This is a genomic window from Brevibacillus choshinensis (genome assembly GCF_016811915.1).
In the GTDB taxonomy this organism is placed as follows: Bacteria; Bacillota; Bacilli; order Brevibacillales; family Brevibacillaceae; genus Brevibacillus; species Brevibacillus choshinensis_A.
The window spans coordinates 1,593,315-1,610,572 of the sequence record NZ_CP069127.1 but is presented as its reverse complement, the minus strand read 5'-3'; the positions used below and the strand labels follow the sequence as shown (position 1 = coordinate 1,610,572).

Annotated in this window: 19 protein-coding genes; 3 read left to right on the top strand and 16 right to left on the bottom strand. The window is 49.9% G+C overall.

Translation table 11 applies throughout. The annotated features are described in order from the left end of the window. Positions 1 to 44 precede the first annotated feature (44 nt). The 15 genes from JNE38_RS08430 to JNE38_RS08360 all read right to left on the bottom strand — a co-directional run bounded on the left by JNE38_RS08430 (position 45) and on the right by JNE38_RS08360 (position 14,221). Positions 45 to 2,093, bottom strand: coding sequence for a peptidoglycan D,D-transpeptidase FtsI family protein (locus JNE38_RS08430; RefSeq protein WP_238933593.1), 2,049 nt, complete (start codon positions 2,091 to 2,093; stop codon positions 45 to 47). A gap of 243 nt (positions 2,094 to 2,336) precedes the next feature. Then, complete coding sequence (locus tag JNE38_RS08425) at positions 2,337 to 2,900, bottom strand: C40 family peptidase (protein WP_203356141.1); 564 nt, start codon at positions 2,898 to 2,900, stop codon at positions 2,337 to 2,339. Positions 2,901 to 3,022: 122 nt separating this feature from the next. Next, on the bottom strand, positions 3,023 to 3,697 hold the full coding sequence (locus JNE38_RS08420) for a tetratricopeptide repeat protein (protein ID WP_203356140.1): 675 nt from the start codon (positions 3,695 to 3,697) through the stop codon (positions 3,023 to 3,025). A gap of 167 nt (positions 3,698 to 3,864) precedes the next feature. Then, positions 3,865 to 5,178 carry an MFS transporter gene (locus JNE38_RS08415; RefSeq protein WP_238933708.1) on the bottom strand — a complete coding sequence of 438 codons (1,314 nt, stop codon included), beginning with the start codon at positions 5,176 to 5,178 and terminating at the stop codon, positions 3,865 to 3,867. A 208-nt stretch (positions 5,179 to 5,386) separates the two neighbouring features. Beyond that, the gene (locus JNE38_RS08410; RefSeq protein ID WP_203356138.1) at positions 5,387 to 7,018 is read right to left on the bottom strand and encodes an amidohydrolase; all 1,632 of its coding nucleotides are present in this window, start codon (positions 7,016 to 7,018) and stop codon (positions 5,387 to 5,389) included. A 170-nt stretch (positions 7,019 to 7,188) separates the two neighbouring features. Beyond that, positions 7,189 to 8,058: a MerR family transcriptional regulator gene (locus JNE38_RS08405; protein ID WP_203356137.1), complete on the bottom strand. Its 870-nt coding sequence runs from the start codon at positions 8,056 to 8,058 to the stop codon at positions 7,189 to 7,191. Between the two features lie 304 nt (positions 8,059 to 8,362). Then, positions 8,363 to 9,412, bottom strand: coding sequence for a hypothetical protein (locus tag JNE38_RS08400; RefSeq protein WP_203356136.1), 1,050 nt, complete (start codon positions 9,410 to 9,412; stop codon positions 8,363 to 8,365). Positions 9,413 to 9,563: 151 nt separating this feature from the next. Further along, positions 9,564 to 10,109, bottom strand: a complete 546-nt coding sequence (locus JNE38_RS08395; protein ID WP_203357465.1) for a GNAT family N-acetyltransferase — start codon at positions 10,107 to 10,109, stop codon at positions 9,564 to 9,566. 169 nt (positions 10,110 to 10,278) lie between these two features. After that, complete coding sequence (locus JNE38_RS08390) at positions 10,279 to 10,686, bottom strand: DUF1259 domain-containing protein (protein WP_203356135.1); 408 nt, start codon at positions 10,684 to 10,686, stop codon at positions 10,279 to 10,281. A 136-nt stretch (positions 10,687 to 10,822) separates the two neighbouring features. Then, positions 10,823 to 11,641, bottom strand: coding sequence for a hypothetical protein (locus tag JNE38_RS08385; protein WP_203356134.1), 819 nt, complete (start codon positions 11,639 to 11,641; stop codon positions 10,823 to 10,825). Further along, on the bottom strand, positions 11,634 to 12,218 hold the full coding sequence (locus tag JNE38_RS08380) for a sigma-70 family RNA polymerase sigma factor (protein WP_203356133.1): 585 nt from the start codon (positions 12,216 to 12,218) through the stop codon (positions 11,634 to 11,636). Before JNE38_RS08380 ends, JNE38_RS08385 begins: the two co-directional genes overlap by 8 nt. 145 nt (positions 12,219 to 12,363) lie before the next feature. After that, positions 12,364 to 12,723 carry a GNAT family N-acetyltransferase gene (locus JNE38_RS08375; RefSeq protein WP_203356132.1) on the bottom strand — a complete coding sequence of 120 codons (360 nt, stop codon included), beginning with the start codon at positions 12,721 to 12,723 and terminating at the stop codon, positions 12,364 to 12,366. 12 nt (positions 12,724 to 12,735) lie between these two features. Next, positions 12,736 to 12,900: a hypothetical protein gene (locus JNE38_RS08370; protein WP_203356131.1), complete on the bottom strand. Its 165-nt coding sequence runs from the start codon at positions 12,898 to 12,900 to the stop codon at positions 12,736 to 12,738. 17 nt (positions 12,901 to 12,917) lie between these two features. Continuing rightward, on the bottom strand, positions 12,918 to 13,559 hold the full coding sequence (locus JNE38_RS08365; RefSeq protein WP_203356130.1) for a pyridoxamine 5'-phosphate oxidase family protein: 642 nt from the start codon (positions 13,557 to 13,559) through the stop codon (positions 12,918 to 12,920). Positions 13,560 to 13,594: 35 nt separating this feature from the next. Continuing rightward, a complete protein-coding gene (locus tag JNE38_RS08360; protein ID WP_203356129.1) occupies positions 13,595 to 14,221 on the bottom strand; it encodes a LysE family translocator in 627 nt (208 codons plus the stop codon). Positions 14,222 to 14,387: 166 nt separating this feature from the next. Between JNE38_RS08360 and JNE38_RS08355 the strand changes: the two genes are divergently transcribed. The 3 genes from JNE38_RS08355 (at position 14,388) to JNE38_RS08345 (ending at position 15,945) form a co-directional block, all read left to right on the top strand. Beyond that, entirely contained in the window at positions 14,388 to 14,813 is a 426-nt protein-coding gene (locus tag JNE38_RS08355; protein WP_203356128.1) for an SRPBCC family protein, read from the top strand. Then, positions 14,813 to 15,199, top strand: coding sequence for an ArsR/SmtB family transcription factor (locus JNE38_RS08350; RefSeq protein WP_203356127.1), 387 nt, complete (start codon positions 14,813 to 14,815; stop codon positions 15,197 to 15,199). The genes JNE38_RS08355 and JNE38_RS08350 overlap by 1 nt, the downstream gene beginning before the upstream one ends. Positions 15,200 to 15,285: 86 nt before the next feature. Next, entirely contained in the window at positions 15,286 to 15,945 is a 660-nt protein-coding gene (locus tag JNE38_RS08345; protein WP_203356126.1) for an S-layer homology domain-containing protein, read from the top strand. A 106-nt stretch (positions 15,946 to 16,051) separates the two neighbouring features. Here JNE38_RS08345 and JNE38_RS08340 read toward each other — a convergent pair whose 3' ends face one another. Continuing rightward, the gene (locus JNE38_RS08340; RefSeq protein WP_203356125.1) at positions 16,052 to 17,257 is read right to left on the bottom strand and encodes an MFS transporter; all 1,206 of its coding nucleotides are present in this window, start codon (positions 17,255 to 17,257) and stop codon (positions 16,052 to 16,054) included. Position 17,258 lies beyond the last annotated feature (1 nt).

Here is a 17,258-nt window from a genome sequence, read left to right as displayed (position 1 = left end):
CCGTCCTCACTGCCACTGCCCTTTTTCCGATTACATACAAAGAATCACTTTCCGGTTTTTGCCGGTGTCACAAGACCGACCTTCTTGTCGTAAATGTCATAGACAGCTCTGGCGATATTCGCTGCAGAACGGCCGCCATATCCGCCCTCGGGCACTACGACCGCGACAGCCAACTTCGGATCTTCCAGCGGCGCGAATGAAATCAGCACACCATTGGTGATGCGGGCGTAACGCGACCATTTTTCCGACGTCTTGCCCGTTTTCTTGTCAACGACGGTGGTTGGCGTGTAAATGTCTTGCTCGGAGGTTCCCGTTTTCGCCGCTATTTTGTAGGGAAGCCCCGCAAACGCGTTGATCGCTGTTCCTCCTGGCTGCGTCACCAGATACATGCCGTTATGCACGATGTTCCAGTACAGGTCAGGAAGCTTGATCGTATTCATTACCTTGGGAGTGAACGTTTGCACCACTTTCCCTTGGCTATCCTTGATTTGATCCACGATCTGCGGCTGCATCCGCACGCCTTTGTTTGCCAGAGTCGCGGCATACTGAGCAAGCTGCATGGTAGTCAAGCGGACTTGCTGGCCAAAGGAGGATTGGACCATAGCGGCGAGCGGTCCGTACTCCTTGTTCATGACCAGATAGTCTTCCTTGCCTTCGTTTTCTCCGGGCAGATCGATCCCCGTCTGGACACCCAGCCCGAACTGATGGTAATAATTTTGCATGATACTGACTGCATCTTTTCCATACTTGCTGGCCATCAGCTCACCGATTCGGGCCATATACGTATTGGATGACTTCTGCAGAGCCTTCTGCGGGGTAAGAATACCGTAGTTGTGATGCTGGTCGTTGTTGACGGTGTCTGTTCCCCGGCCGTAGTGATAAGCACCGGGATCCACCCAGCTGTCATACGGGCTGATCACCTTCTCCGCCATTCCCATGAGCACGGTGACAGGCTTTACCACTGACCCGCTTGGCACGATGGACTGAGGATGCTTGTAATTTTCCGCTTCGGCAGCTTTGCCTGTTTTGGGCCGCACATCGTACGGGGCATCCTTGATCGTGCCGTTCGTCACAGAATACTTGATCTGGTCATAGGTGTCGCTGTCCAAGCCAAGCGACCATACATTCGGATCGTATTCCGGATAGCTGACCATCGCTACGATTTTCCCCGTTTTCACTTCCATGGCAACGACGTACGCACCTTTTGCTTGGGAGGCCTTGTCCACCGTCCGCCTCAGATCAGGCAGAAAGCCTTTGATAAAGTCGCGAATTCCCAGTTGAACATCCTCGTCGATGGTAAGGTACAGATCGTTCCCTTTTACGGGAGGCTTCTCCTCCAGCATTTTGATGATCGTCTGGTCAGAGGTGACTTCGTATTTTTGGTAGCCGTTCTCGCCCCGCAGCTGCTCCTCATAGCTTCTTTCCACCCCGTCCAGCCCTACCATTTGGTTCGGCTGATAGTGATCCTTCTGCTGGAGGTAAAAATCGGAGCCGAGGTTCTCTGCCACATGATAAGGGCGGACGTAGCCGATCGCCTGGACAGCCACCTGTTTTGGATCATAGACGCGGATGGGCTTGGTCAAGACCTCAACGCCAGGCAGCTCGCTCAAATGCTCCTCCAGATAAGCGATTTCCTTTGGCGACAAATCAAATTTGAGATCCTTCTCCGTCAGCTTCGGAGACAGACGCATCGTTCTTTCCATTTTCCCGTTCTTCAGCTCGTAGCCTACATCCATCTTCTTCAGCAGGGAGGCTTTGTTTGTGCCGGTCAACACCTTTTCCAGCTTGGTGACCAGATTCAAATAATCGTGGCTCGTCATGTCGTCGAGCTCATGGAAGACAGCTGTGAACGAAGCGCGGTTGTTCACGATCACCTTTCCGTTCTTGTCGTAGATGTCTCCCCGTATGGCCGTGATCGGCGTCTCTTTGAAATTTTGCTTGCTCGCCTGCTTGGCATAGTCCTGGCCCTCGGCAATCTGGATATCTGCCAGACGCAGAACCACGACGGTGAAGATCAAAAAGACGATGACAAACAGGATATTCAAACGCTTCGTGAGCATGGTTCTCTGCTTTTGCTCTTGCTGTTTGTTCACTGCGCTCTCCCTCCTTTGCGCCCGTTCACCCTCTTTTCCCACCGAAGTAGAAACTTGAACGCTTCTTACTCTATACAACTTTGCGATTCAATGAAATAGATATTCTCACATCTTTATATTGACACTTTTTTGTACGAAACTTGCGCATAGCAAGATGGGCTCCACAACAAACAAAAAATCCGGGATGCACCCGGATTTTCCTCGAACGGTCGTAGTATTTTCAAGCTCCAGCAGCTGGCACCGTTACCCCGGAATCACTCTTCGTGCAAACAGGTAATGCTGGTACCAGTATTCCCCTTCTTTTTCGTCCTTGTGGATATTGCTGATCACTACCCCGATTCCTGGTTCGTACGTATGGAGTATTTTTCCGTCCCCCATATAAATGCCTACATGCCGCACTTTGCTCAAGCCAACCTCATTAGGGAAATCTTCATCGGAGAAGAACATGATATCGCCCTTGCGCAAATTCATAAACGGTATTTCTTTACCCTCTACGGCTTGCTCTCTGGCGTTATACCCGAGATTGATGCCATGCTTTGCATAAAGAAATTGAACGTAGGATGAACAATCAAATGTCTTGTCATTGAACCTCTCTGCTCCGTAAACATAAGGTGTACCCAGATACTGCATTCCCTCGTCAACGATCGCATCAGCCGTTTTTTTCCACGCAGGTGTGTCTACGCCAGCAGTCCTGTACGATTTTGCTTGTTCGGGAGCTGGCACATTGGGCATAGATTGTTTTTGATTTGTACAGCCGGTCAACAACAAAATGACCACAAGTATCAATGGATACATCTTAACATACATGTTAACCCCTCCTGCGAGTAGTCTGTGTCCGCTAGGGGGCATCTATTCGTCTGGAAAGAGGCTGGTCATACAAAAAGACCCTCTGACGGAGAGGATGCTCCGAACAGAGAGTCCTGTTTTCTTCAAGCCTTCCCTTTTAGCCACGCCAGAAGGGCCCAGCGTCTTTCCGTCCGCCGTTTGTAAGACGGCAAGCCACGATAAACGTCAACTGCTTCCAGATACGATTGCTTGGCTTTTTCTTTTTGCTGCAAGACGCCGTACAGTTCCCCTTGCTTGTAATAGACCTCGCACGATGACATGTGAATCTTTGCCAATTGTTCGAGACTCGCGAGCGCTTTTCCCACCTCATGCCTTTTCGCATAGGCCTCCGCAACCCGCAGGTAAGGCTCTCCATACTTGACCCGCGGATTGACGCTCAACGCCTGCTCGATCAGAGGCAAGCCCTCTTCCAGGCGCCCCAGCTTCAAGAGACATATTCCTTTGTCGCTCAAATACTCTGGGGAGTCCTCCATGAGTGAGGAGATTTCCTCCAGATAAGACAATGCCTCATTGAACTGCCGTTTTTCCATCAGCAAGCGGGCTGCCTCCAGCTTGGCGGACGTGTCATGGGGATTGAGACGCAGCTGGCTCTGCAGAGAAGACAGACGCCTCCATCTCCGGTATGGCTTGGTGATATCCGGAAGCAACCGGACAAAGCGAAGATCCAGCACGTACAGCAGCAGCAAAATGATAAGCATGGCGGCAAAAGGACTTCCCGTCAGCCACCACAGCACGGAAAACAAAGCGATTTTCCCCAACGATTCTCCCTCAATCCTCTACGTTTTTCCCTTACTATAAGAGGATGCTCCACATATTGTCAATTTTTGCTAGCTGCAGTGCTCATCTTTGAAAGAAGCCCAACGCAGGATTGCAAAAACATAAATCAAAGCCGGTTACCCCAAGTCCAAGGTGTAACCGGCCGCTCTTATAGCGTCATGCTCTGTGATTCTGCTGCCTTTTTGCTGTGATGGTACCATACGCCGACTGGAATCAGCAGAAGGGACAGGAAACCTCCTGCGAGTGAAAGAGCGGCGTAGCTCGCCTGCGCGACCACCATGCCTGACAACGCTCCCCCTGACGCCCCCGCGAGTGCGATCAAGACGTCAATCGTCCCCTGCGTTTTGGCCCGGTTGGCAGGATGTGTGGCATCTACAATCAACGCAGTCCCACTAATCAGGCCAAAGTTCCAGCCCAGACCGAGAAGTGCGAGGGCCGTGATCAGCAAGGCCATAGAATCGGCTGGCGCCAGTGCAGCCGTGATGCCTGCGGCAAGCAGGATAGCCCCTGATGCAAACGACATGGCTGTACGCCCCACCTTGTCAACGAGGATACCGGTCAAAAGCGATGGCAAATACATCGCGCCAATATGAATGCTGATCACCAAACCGACCTCGCCTAGTCCGTGGCCGTGATGCTTCATATGGATGGGCGTCATCGTCATGATGGCGACCATGACAATCTGCGTGAGAATCATGACGACAGCCCCTACGATGATCCCCCTGTTGTTGGTTGCCGGCTCGTACCCTTGGAGATCGGACTGCGTCTGCTGGTCGGCCTTCTGCGCTTCCGCAATGGCTTTGGCAACCACCAATGGATCAGGTCGCAGGAAAAGCAAAAATACCAGACCCGCCAGAATAAAAGCGGCAGCCCCTAAAATAAATGGGCCGGCCAGAGACGGGATGCCCATGGAGGCAGCAATCCCGCCCATCACTTCAACCAGGTTGGGGCCGGCCACAGCACCAAATGTGGTGGAAACCATGGCCACGCTCACTGCTGTCGCTCTTTGCTTCGGCCCTGCCAGGTCAGTTCCTGCGTAGCGAGCTTGCAGATTGGTCGCCGTGCCCGCTCCGTAAATCAGGAGCGAGAGAAAAAGAAGCGGAACATTTTGACTGATCGCCGCGAAAATAACTCCGACCGCACCGATGCCCCCTGCCAAAAATCCGGCCGCAAGTCCAATCCGGCGTCCCACTTTCTGCGAGATCCGCCCAACGAGCAGAGCAGCCACGGCGGAACCGAGCGTGAGCAGGGCAGCAGGGATTCCTGCCAAACTGTCCGTCCCGAGCATCTCTTGCGCCAGAAGCGCCCCGACCGTGACACCTGCTGCGAGCCCGGCACCTCCGAAGATTTGCGAGAGGATCACGATCAGCAGTGTCCGTTTGTACAGCTGTTTCTGTTTCTCAGGTGAATCGATAATACATCGTATGCTCGCTGTTTGTTTTTCCAGAATGCCTGGTTCCATCCGATCCTTTGCCATGGCTCAGTGCCACCCTTCTCCTTGCAAGTTTACGCAAGACTTTAATGAACCACTTCATTTTACAATATATGGACGAAAAATAAGAGGCTTTCATGATGCAGAAGTGCAGACAGCAGCACTTGAACGAAAAACGGCAGCTGCAGCTTTTACGTTCGCTGCACTGCCGTTTGATGACTGCCGGTACTTCGCTTGATCACTTCACCGCGAATGAATTCGCATGGTCATACACAACGTTTCCATCCACCATCGTTAGCTGTACGTTTACTTCCGGGATGTTATCAACGGGGATTTCAAAAAGATTTTGTTCCAGGACGATGAGATCAGCCCGCTTCCCTACCTCCAATGTCCCGAGCTCATGCTCCCGGAAGGTGCCGTAAGCAGATCCGGACGTATACGCCTTCAAGGCATCGGCAAGGGAGATTCGTTCATGCGGATGCCATACTGTTTTTCCGCTGCTGTCGATTCTCGTGACCGCTCGATAAATTTGAAGGAGCGGATTCAAGACATCGATGGGGAAGTCCGTTCCAAAGGCCAGCTTCGCACCGGCTTTTTGCAGCGTGTGAATCGGGAACACATATTTTTCCCGTTCGGCACCGATGCGCTCCGTGTACACGCCTCGCTCCGACATGGCAAAATGATCAGGCTGCATCGAGGCCGTGACACCCAGCTTCTTGAAACGATGGATATCATCCGGATGAATCACTTCCACATGCTCGATGGAGTGGCGGGAATCTCGAACCCCGTTTGTCCTTTGTGCTTCTTCATAGGCATCAAAAGCTAGGCGAATCGCTCCATCTCCAATCGCATGGAAACGAATGCTGAAGCCCTCCTTATCCGCGTCCACGACCCATTTTTTGATCGTCTCAGGAGGGAAGGACGTGTCTCCGCGAGTTTCCGGATCATCCGCATAAGGCTCGAGCAAATAGGCCGTCCTCGCCGTAATGACCCCATCGATGAATTGCTTCAGCCCTGACACGCGGAGCATATCCGATTGGTATCTAGCCCGAAGCTGCTTGGCACGCTCCAGATCTCCATCTAAAGCAGGCCACAGATGGATGCGCGTCGTCAGCTTTCCTTCGTCTTCAAATTCTTTGAAAAGCTCGTAATCCGTTAACACAGCCAAGGACTCCGTAGCAAACAAGTCGTGGACGGCCGTGACTCCCAGGCTGGCTGCATGACCGAGGAATTGGGTAAACAGTTCCCTCTTCTTTTCCTGTGAAAAACGGTAGGCATGCTCAATGACGGCTCCCATTGCTTTTTCGTATAAAAGACCGTCTGGTTCACCCTTCTCATCTTTTCCGATGATCCCGTAAGTAGGGTTTTCGGTATCACGATGAATGCCGGCAATCTCCAAAGCCTTCGAATTCACCCAGGCATAGTGGCCTTCCGCGTGAAACATAAGCGCTGGACGATCCGGGAGAATCCGATCCAAAGCATGCCGATCGGGCAATTTCTTCGTATCCCAATAACCTGAATCCCATGTGGATCCAATCACCCATGGCTCATCTGGCCGTGATTCGGCAAATTCACGAATGATGTCGAGCGCTTCCTTTTCAGAACGGGCCGAGAACAAGTAGGCGCTATCCATCGTGACAGCCCCGTCCATGACGTGAAGGTGAAAATCATGAAAGCCTGGCATGATCAATTGGTCTTGGTAGGCATAGACTTTGGTATTCTCACCTGTGAAAGGTTTCATTTCCTCCGCAGTGCCTACTGCAATGATCTTGCCCGCTGCGATCGCGATGGACGCAGGCTCCGGATAATCACTTAGCCCTGTAAAGACTGCATTGCTCGCAATCATGATGTCTGCTGACGGGTGACTCATCCGCTTCACGTTCCTTTCTTTACTCCATGCTCACGAAAACGCTTTCGTTTTCACTGTCTATGACAGCACTGCATTTGCATGAGCCCAGTATAAAGTCTCGTCTTACTCCAGAGTAAAGCGTAAATTTTCATACAAAAAAAGCCCAGAAATGACCGCATGTCATTTCGAGGCTATTTCTGGCCCGCTATCACTTGAATCGGGAGTTGGATTTCGTAATAGGCTTCCTCATGCTGATCCGTCAATGAAACATCGACTTGCATAATTCGAACGGCATCACCGGTGATCACATATCCATGAGCATCGCAATAATCGAGTAGTTTTTTCAGCTGAGCCACCCTTTTCTCATGAGTCAGCCCTCCATGGTAGGCACATAGAAACGAGCCTTTTTCGATCTTATGCGTGGGCTGCTCCGACACTTCATCCTGTACCAGCAGGAAAATTTGCGACTCTAATTCCCCAAAGCTGTCGGAAACTTCGCTGGAATGGCGGATTTGATCAAAATACTCTTTTGGGATAACGTCTCCAAATTTATTGCTAGCCAATACCGGAATCATTCCTCCGATCCTGTTTTCCAGCTTTAAATATCCAAAATACGCTTCTTCTGTATCCCTCCACTTTACCGGCTTGGCCAGCTGGATGTACTCCCGTTCTTCAAAATGCTTCACCACTATGTCCGAATCCTTGTAGCTGTCGAGAAACTTTTCGATATGGGATAAACGGTTCATCATGATCGTATGGATGGCTTGCAGTTCCTTTATCTTTTCCTGGACCTTGTCCATGGATTGCTGAAGAAATTGAACCGATTTTTTGACCGTGCGATTCGTGAGAAAATCTTTGATTTCCTCCAGCGAAAAACCGATTCTCCGCAGCTCTCTGATCGTTCCGAGAACTTCATACTGGGAAATCGAGTAGTAGCGATATCCGGTATCGGAATCAATGTAATAGGGCTTCAGCAACCCAATTTTGTCGTAATGACGCAGTGTATCCACCGTTATGCCGCGCAGCTTTGCCATTTCTCCGATCGTCAGCTTGTTTTGCATGGTTTGTTCTCCTGCTTGCCAGAATGGAAATGAATGAGGAATGAATGATAATATCTTTTAAAGGTAGTGTCTGTTCAAGTGTTCGTCAATGGATCTTTTGTTGGACGGTGCATCTTTTATGCCATTTCCCGCATCGAACCAGTTTTGGTGATTGATGTGGAGGTTCCATCCTTAAGGTATTCACGCTTGCATCATTTACCCATTATTGCATAAATCACAAGCTTTGGACCCATGGGTTGCTTGGTGACAAAAACGAAAAAAAGCCTCCCCGGGAGGCTTTCCTGCTTCATTTGAACGACTTTCCCTAATACTCATCCACCGTGATCTGCATGCTCGCTTCCCCGACCCACTGGTGTTCCCGTGTCACCTTGATGGCAACCTGATGTTCACCCGTTTTTTCTGCCTTGAACACACCTACGATATATGTGTACTGATTGTCTTGCGAGACTGGCCCGACAAGTCCCGTGACATTGTCTGACCAATAATAAGAATAGCCTTGCTTTGCGTAATACGTGGGGAATTTCGCTATGACTACCGCTTCACCGCCATATTGCAATCTGGGAGTAGCCGCCAGAGGCACAAACAATACTTTTATTTTTTTCGGTTCTACCTTCTTCACTTTCACTGTTTTACTCGCCGTAGCTTCCCACTCTTTCCCCTGATCATCGCTCATGGTCATTCTGAAGTGGATGCGATACTCCCCTTCATGCTGGGGAGTCAGATATCCAGTTGTCGTATACGTACTGCGTGAAGCAACAGTTTTGACTCCTTCCACTTTTTCATCCTTATAGGGACTCAGCAGTTCAAAACGGACCTGATCGTACGTCGTTCCTTTTTTCGGGGTAGTGACACTGATCTTAATCTGCTTGCCGACCTCAAATTTGCTGGTCGAAGTCGTCATTTTTATGTCTACTGCTACGGGATCGCCAGGTACAAAGATATCCCCATCATTCAGTACGCGAATCTTTGCTGTTTTAGAATCTATGTAATAACTCCCATTCCCTTCGACTTCCATCGTGAACGTCAGGGTATGCTTCCCTTTTTTCTTGGGAGTGAAATCACCCGTGGTCGTAAAGTGCTTTCCGTTATCGGTCAAGACCGTTTCCACATTTTCCACCACTTCATCGGAATCACTGTCAAAAGCAAACTCCGCTTTCTTTACTTCTCCCCCGATGCTCAGAGATTCCACTTCCAGCTTGTACGTTTTTCCAACGACGAAGTAATCAGGCAGATTTTTATACTCGAGTTCCAGTGTGGGCTCTGCAGGCGAAGACGCTTTTGCACTCTCCAATGAAGCGGTCAGCCCTAGCAGTAACGATAAAAATACAAATGACACCCGTATCCATAATCTCATGGCAATCTCTTCTCCCTTTTCGGTTGTAGGCTCCTCGATCGTTTATCTTTAGTAATTATACTAAATATTACCATAAATGCATTCTTTGAAAAAGAAGAAGCTTGCCCACACACCGTGATCCAGAATGGACCCAGCAGAGGAAGGTATGAGCTTACACATCCAAGCTGTTGATGATCGCTAATATCTGATGATCTGTCCATTTGCCATTAATCTTTACATTTTCTTTCGCTATACCTTCTTTTGTAAACCCAACTTTTTCTAATACACGAATAGATGCTAGATTGTCAGGCATGGCTCCTGCTTCAATTCTATGTAGTTTTAATTCTCTAAAAGCAAAGTCTACAACAAGTTGAAGAGCTTCTGTTGTATAGCCCTTTCCATTATACTCCTTATCTAAAGTAAATCCCGTCGTACAGCTTTGGACGTTTCCCCTAGCAATTTGAGTTAATGAAATGTCTCCGATAAGTTGATCCGTTGCTTTTAAAAAGATTCCAAACGCGTATACTTGCCCTTCATCTGTCTTTTTCAATACTTGTTCAATGCGTGTCTTTTGATGTTCTTCTGTATAAAAGGCATCTGGGAGTAATGGGGAAACTCGTTGGAAAAATTCGCGATTTCTAGCATGTAACTCAGCTAACTCGCTGGCGTCAGAAATCTTGTAAAAGCGAAGATAGATTTGTTGTCCTGCCAGTCTCATAAAACCCCCGATATCCTTTTCATGCGATTTTATCATGATAATCGTATGCCTCCAACGGCGGGAAGATTCGGCAACATAATGGAGAGGCTAGCCTGCTGGTTATTTACCGTGGCAGGAGCAAGAGGAAATCAAAAAGCTTCTGACTGGTCAGAAGCTTCCTTGCCGCGCTCTATTTGCTGCTCCTGGATGTCTTGATCTCGTCCAGCGCTCTCCTGACTTTCCGAGCGAAAGCAAGCGGTTGATCGACCGCTTCTATATTGATATAAATCAAACGAGGCTGATCGAAAAGCCATTCGTTCCGAACTGACGTCACCTTTATTCCTTGCTTTTTTATAGCCGAAATGAATCGATTGACTTCTTTTTGCAAGAATGCTGCTCGGCCTAAACAAAGCCCTCTGCCCGTCTTACGATTTATGGATTCAAACGAAAAAGAAGACGTGACTCGAAATTTTTTCCCTAGAATGAATGCTTTTATTTGATTTCGGCTTATGGTCGAAACACACTTTCCACCAGCAAAACTTGGCTGGCCCCCGATAATGCTCGAGAATTGCTCACAAAGCGCTCTGTTATTTGCCATGGATCATTCCCTCCCCTGTATTCTTGTATCGTATGAGACACAGATCAGGGTTGAAACGGTTTACCAGCCTAGCAGCAGGAGTAGTAGCGTCATCTCTTGCAGTACGGCAATGACGCTACCTCCTACTCGCCATCCTTTACTTGCTTTCTGTGGACAGCGAATCCATGATTTTACCGATTGTCTCATCGTCAAAATCCTTCTCGGCCATTTGATACATTTCATAGGTAAATCCTTCATGCTCCCAAATCACGATTCCATTTGCAAAATAGACCTCATGCCCGCTAATCGTTTTGATTTTGACTTGATCCGTGGTGCTGATCCCGTTTTTTGAACCAGTCGAGATCAACAAGGAAATGACTTCGTCTCCCTTTGCGTACTGCACCTCCACCATCTTGTCCCCATGGATGACACTGTTCACATATTGATAATCCGCCATCCATCCCGGTGCAGGGAAATCCATGTCCAACGCCGAACGCGCCTCTTCCACCGTCAATTTTTTGGGGGCAACTCCTCTTCGCGCGTGTTCCGGGGTATCGGGAGAAACTGGCGCCGGGCCCACTGCTGCTTCTTCCTTCTGAGTAACTGAAGCGCTGTTCTTCTCAACAACAGGCCGTTCAACAGGCAGTTCCCTATCGTATTGAGTGATTTCCATATTACCCACCTGGAAGCGCGCCAGGATCGATTGAATCATCCCTTGTGCAAAAGACGTGGTGGAAAAAGCCCCGCAAAGAACGACAACCGCAACAGCGCTTACCGTAATCGTTTTCCATTTCTGTTTTCTCATGAGTATCCCAACCTCTTCCTGTTTGGCATCAAATTTGTGAATCGTTCCTGCTTCCAGCTTGAATTTCAGACGCTTGTAAATCCGATCTTTATGCTCGCGGCCATCGACTTCTGCATTCTCTAGCAAGTCCGTCACTTTTTGAAATTCACCTAGATCCTGCTTCTCAGTCATAGAGGAACCCTCCTTGATCCAGTTCTTTTTGCAGCTTTTTCAGACTGCGGTGGAGCACCACTCCGATATTGGAGCCACTTACCCCGAGCAAAGCCGCAATTTCCGAATTTTTGAGACCTGCAGCGAATTTCATGGCAATGATGTTCCGTTCTTTATCGCTCAGCTTGGCGAGAGCCGTAAACAAAGCATGGTTGTCGTCGCCCTGGATGACCCATTCTTCCGGTGATGGCTTGGCCAGGACCATATCCAGGATACTGTCGAGTGAAAAGACTGCTCTCTTTTTCTTGAGCGACCGAAAGTAATCCGTCACGGCATTTCTCGCAATGGCGAAGAGCCACACTTCAAAATTCGATTTTTCCGGTGAAAAGCTGCTGTATTTGGATATGACCATTTCAAAGACATGGCTGCATATTTCTTCTGCCGCGTGGTGGTTGTTGATTCGATAGCAAATATATTTATAGACACGTGTATAGTAGGCGTCATAAATTTGCGTAAACCTCTCGGACGACAGGAGTCTGTCCTGCGTGTCGCTTTGCTGGCTTTGACAGAAACCCGCAGGTGCCTGGACGATCTCCATCTTTTTCCTCCTTTTCATCTTCATCAACAAATTGCGCAATTTGTTTTTATGTCTGACACTAGCTAATACGTAAAACGCCGAGATGTATTAACAAAGAAAAAAAGCCGACCTCAAAATTTGAAGTCGGCTGGGTATGAAACGCTCCTCAATCAATATCGATCCCCATCAATATGCAATCGTAGAAAACACCGTCAATCAAAAACTCGCGGGTGAATACCCCTTCTTCTTTGAAGCCCAGTTTTTTATACAAATGAATCGCCGAAGCATTGTCAGACCGGACGCGCAGGTTGATCTTGCGGACGACCGCGGAATCCTTCGCCCAGCCCAGCAGAGATTCGATCAAAGCTCTCCCAATCCCATACCCCCAGAAGTCTTTTAAGACGCTCACTCCAAACTCGCCCGCGTGCTGCGTTCTTGCGCGAGCACCTCCCCGGAACGTCAGGTTCCCCACCAGCGTTCCTTCTACTTCTGCCACGAGAAAGAGCTGGTTCGGTGCCTCATTCATCTTTTGAATCGTCTATTTTTGCTCATCCGGCTTTACGTTTACCTCATTGGGTCCAAAGGTCAGGTTATCCGATTCTCCCGCGATCTGGTGCAGGAAGTCTGCAAAGGCATGCGCATCGGATGCTTCTCCCTGGCGTATCCGCAATTCTTTTCCCGAGGATAATCCAATGACTTTCATAACAGGCCTCTCGAAATTCAATACAACCGATTCTTATAGCTCTCCTGTAATTCCGATGCCACCTGCTCCGCCGTCATCGCAGGGATCTTGCAGTGATCCACGTACATTTGCGGCATGGAGGGCAGCAGATCTTCAGCCAGCCATGAGTCTGACCTCCACAGCCCCGAGCGGATGATGGCTTTGGCGCAGTGGGCGTAGCACTCTTCTACCTCAACCCCAACGCCAAACAAAGGAAGCCGTCCATTCACAGCCGTTTTTTCGAGAAGCTCCTGGTCCCGGCAGACATACGCCTTTCCATTAATCCGCAGCGTCTCCCCTAGACCCGGAATCAAAAACAGGAGACCTACCTGCGGATTGGAGAGAATGTTCTGAATGGAATCAAATCTCCGGTTTCCCGGTCGCTCCGGAATAAACAAGTGATGGTCATCGAGGACAAGCACAAATCCTGGCTGGTCTCCCCTTGGCGATACATCGCATTGTCCGTCCGCATTGGAGGTTGCCATCGATACAAACGGAGACTTGGAAATGAACTCTCGGCAATGCTGATCGAGGTGAGAAATGACCTTCCTCGCGGCCCGCTCACCTGGATAGCCGTATACCGAACGCAGCTTTTCAAATTGCTCTGGCGAAGATATCACGTCTTGAAACCTCTTGTTCATCTACTCACCTTCCATCTAGGAAATCATCCATGCGGTCACCGGCTCTGGAACGCCACCTTCAGCCCCAGGCCGATATAAATGGCTCCTACCATTTTCCCACCCCAGCGGCCCATCCACGGAGTACTTTTGACCAGCTTGCCGAGGTGACGGACGCTCACGGCAATCAGGGAGGTGTACAGGATGCTCAAAGTGACGAAAAGCAAGCCAAGCGCCAAAAATTGAAGGAAAGCCGCTCCGTTTTCCGGATGAACAAACTGCGGCAAAAACGCCAGGAAAAACAGCGCCGTTTTCGGGTTTAACACCTCAATCAAGATGGCTTGACTGTACATGCGCAGATTGGACATGGGGGCTACCTGCGGCATCGTAGGGTCCGAAGGCTTTTCCAGAATCGAACGAACCCCCAGGTACAGCAAATACGCTGCCCCGGCAAACTTGACGACCTGAAAGGCAGTCGCGGAGGTCATCAAAACGGCAGACAGCCCGATCGCGGCAAATAATGTATGAATAAAATCCCCTGTTGCAATGCCCAGACCAGCCATGATGCCTGCCTTGCGTCCGCCCTGAACGGTGCGGGTGGCCGTCAACAGAACGGCGGGCCCGGGTATCAAAAACAAGCCGATGACGATGATAATAAATGTGCTGAGAGTGGAAAAAGTAAACAAGTGATCCTCTCCTTCCCTTTTCTCTTTCTTCCTATTGTAACGGTGCCGAGGCCATCAGGTAAACGAAAACCGCTTGACGCGAAACCAATTGGTTTCCTATAATGAACACGAAACGTTTTGGTTTCGCTTTTGCAAATTCCACTATGTATCCTAACGGAGGTCACCCATGTCCAACCACACCAACGGAACACTGCCTGATATTGTCAAAACGATGGTTTTTGAAGCGCCTTTGCAAAAAGTATGGCAGGCTGTTTCGACTGCAGAAGGCATTGCTGCCTGGCTGATGCCGAACAATTTTCAAGCGATTGAAGGACAAGCCTTCACCATTTTCTCCCCCTACGGAGATTCACCATGCATGGTAAAAGAACTCGATCCACCAAACCGCCTCGTGTTTTCCTGGGGCAAGGACTGGGTCGTTACCTTTGCTTTGAAAGACCTCGATGGGAAAACAGAATTCACATTGATCCACTCTGGCTGGAGAGAAGACACGGTCACAGAAGTGGGCGAAACCCATGCTGTTGTCAGAGACCGCATGAATCAAGGCTGGGACTCTGCCGTACTGCCTAGACTTCGTGGGTACGTGGAGCAATAATGAGCTCATCTGCCGCCAAGCATGATGTCTTTCAGGCCATCGCGGATCCTACTCGCCGCCAGCTGCTGCATTTGCTAGCCCAGCAGGAAATGTCAGTCACGGTGATCAGCGGACATTTTCCCATGAGCCGCACCGCCGTTTCCAAGCATCTCCGAGTGTTGTCGGAAGCAGGTCTGGTCAGAGAGCAAAAGGTAGGGCGCGAGACGAGATACCGCATGCAGCCGGAGCCTTTGATTGAGCTGAAGGACTGGCTCTCGCACTACGAACGGTTCTGGGAGAACAAGATGCAAGCCCTCAGGCGCTTTGTGGAGGAGGACCCTGACGAAGACATCCCTCCTGCCAAGCCACATCTGGTAAAAGGGCAGCCCAAGAAAGAAGGGCAGTAGTCAATGTGCTGGACCGTGAAACGGATGGAGCAGAATCTCGTCCCATATACGAATCAACCAACAACTTGAGACGAGGTGGCTCCTAAATGAAAGCACGCAATCTCCTGGCTCTGCCGATCGTAGCTATGCTCACACTGTCCTTTGGTCAATCCAGCTTTGCTGCATCGACACCTTTTACCGATTTGAACCAAGTAGCAGCGAAAGATAAAATTATAGCGCTGCAGGAAAAGGGCTATGTACATGGGGTAGATGGCAATCGCTACATGCCGGAAGCCATCATGACAGCCGCCCAAGGCATTCAGCTGATTGTAAACACATTGAACCTGCAGGCGGATCCCGAAAAAGCAGGGGGACCAGCTCCACAAGTCGATCCGGACGAATGGTATGCCGACGTCGTGCAGATCGCGATCCAAAACGGGTTGGAGCTGCCTGCAGATTTTGATCCGGACAAAGCCTGGACACGGGAAGAATTCATCCATCAGCTCATGATTGCCATGGAATTGCAGCATCATCTTCCCATGATCAAAATTGCCCCTGTTGAATTCGCCGACATGAGCGAGCTCACTGTCGAATACCAAGGCGCCATCCAACGTGCGATTGTCCTTGGGATCGTAGAGCTGGATGCCGACCGCAAGCTTCATCCAAAGGAAGAAATGACTCGCGCAGATGCTGCCGAGCTCATCTACCATGCCCTGGAGTATTTGCAGGCGCATCAGGGCCCAATAAAGGAAACGCCCAAACCGTAATATTCTTCCCGCCAGCTGTTCCGCACGCAGTTGGCGGGCATTTTTTCGTGCACGCAAAAAAAAAACGGATCCGTCGTTCATCAGAACAAACGAATCCGTTTCCCGATCAGGACTCAGCCGCGATGGGCTTGATTTTCCTGCTTCCTTCCCTTCTCGAAAGGAACAGGCTGACGATCAAAATAATCGCACCGACCAGATAAGGGGCATTCAAATGCACATCGTACAGCGTACCCGCTGCGGCCGGACCGAAGATGTTGCCCAGACTCATGTAGGCATTGTTCATTCCCGCCACAAAGCCTTGCTCGTCTCCCGCTTTCTTGGAGATGAGCGTGTTGATCGCAGGGCGCATGATGGACGTGAGTGTAAAGAAGATCACGGTCAGCACGAGCATATACCAGAAGTTTCCTGACAGTAGCATCAGCACCATGGAAACCGCCGAGAAGAAGAACGTCCAGTTGATCAGATTCTTCTCACCGAACCGCGTGATCAGCTTTCCGATAAACGCCGCCTGTACGATCGTTCCAGCCAGCGCCCCCACCGTGATGATAATCGAGATGTCACGTGCCGTGTAGGCGAATTTCGCATCGACAAACAGCGGGAAGATCGCTTCAAAATTGGCGAGCCCAAAGGTCATCGTAAAGATCAGGATCAGCATGATGAAATAGGGAGCTTTGACCGACTTGCCCAGCTGGACAAAGATGCTCTCCTTCTTTTCCTTCGCATTCCGCGACGCCATCTGCGCTTCCTTGGAAAGCGATTCGGGCAGGAACAGCAAAGAGCCTATGGTCGCCAGTGCCCCTACGCCAGCAGATACGTACAACGGCATCCGCAGTCCGAGCTCGGCGAGAAAACCGCCAATCCCAGGCCCAATCACAAAGCCAAGCGACATAGCCGCTCCGAGCAGGCCCAAGCCTTTTCCGCGTTTTTCTTCCGTCGTGATGTCTGCCACATACGCCAGCATCGAAGGAATCATGGCTGCGGCGCCGACTCCCCCGATCAAACGGGAAATGTACAGCATGGAAATATGCTCCGCCATGGCAAAAAGCAGATTGGAAATGGTGAACAAAGCAAGCCCGGATACGATCATGATCTTCCGGCCGTATTTATCCGACCATTCTCCTGCTATCGGAGAAAACAAAAACTGCGTCAAACCCAACGCCGCGATCAAATAGCCCGCGGTCCTGCCTCCCGCGTCAAACTCCTTCAAAAATTCGGGAAGAATGGGAATGATCAAACCGATTCCCAACATCGCAATGAACATGTTTACCATCAGAAAAAGAATCGGTCGCCTATGATTCTCTGCACTTCTCATT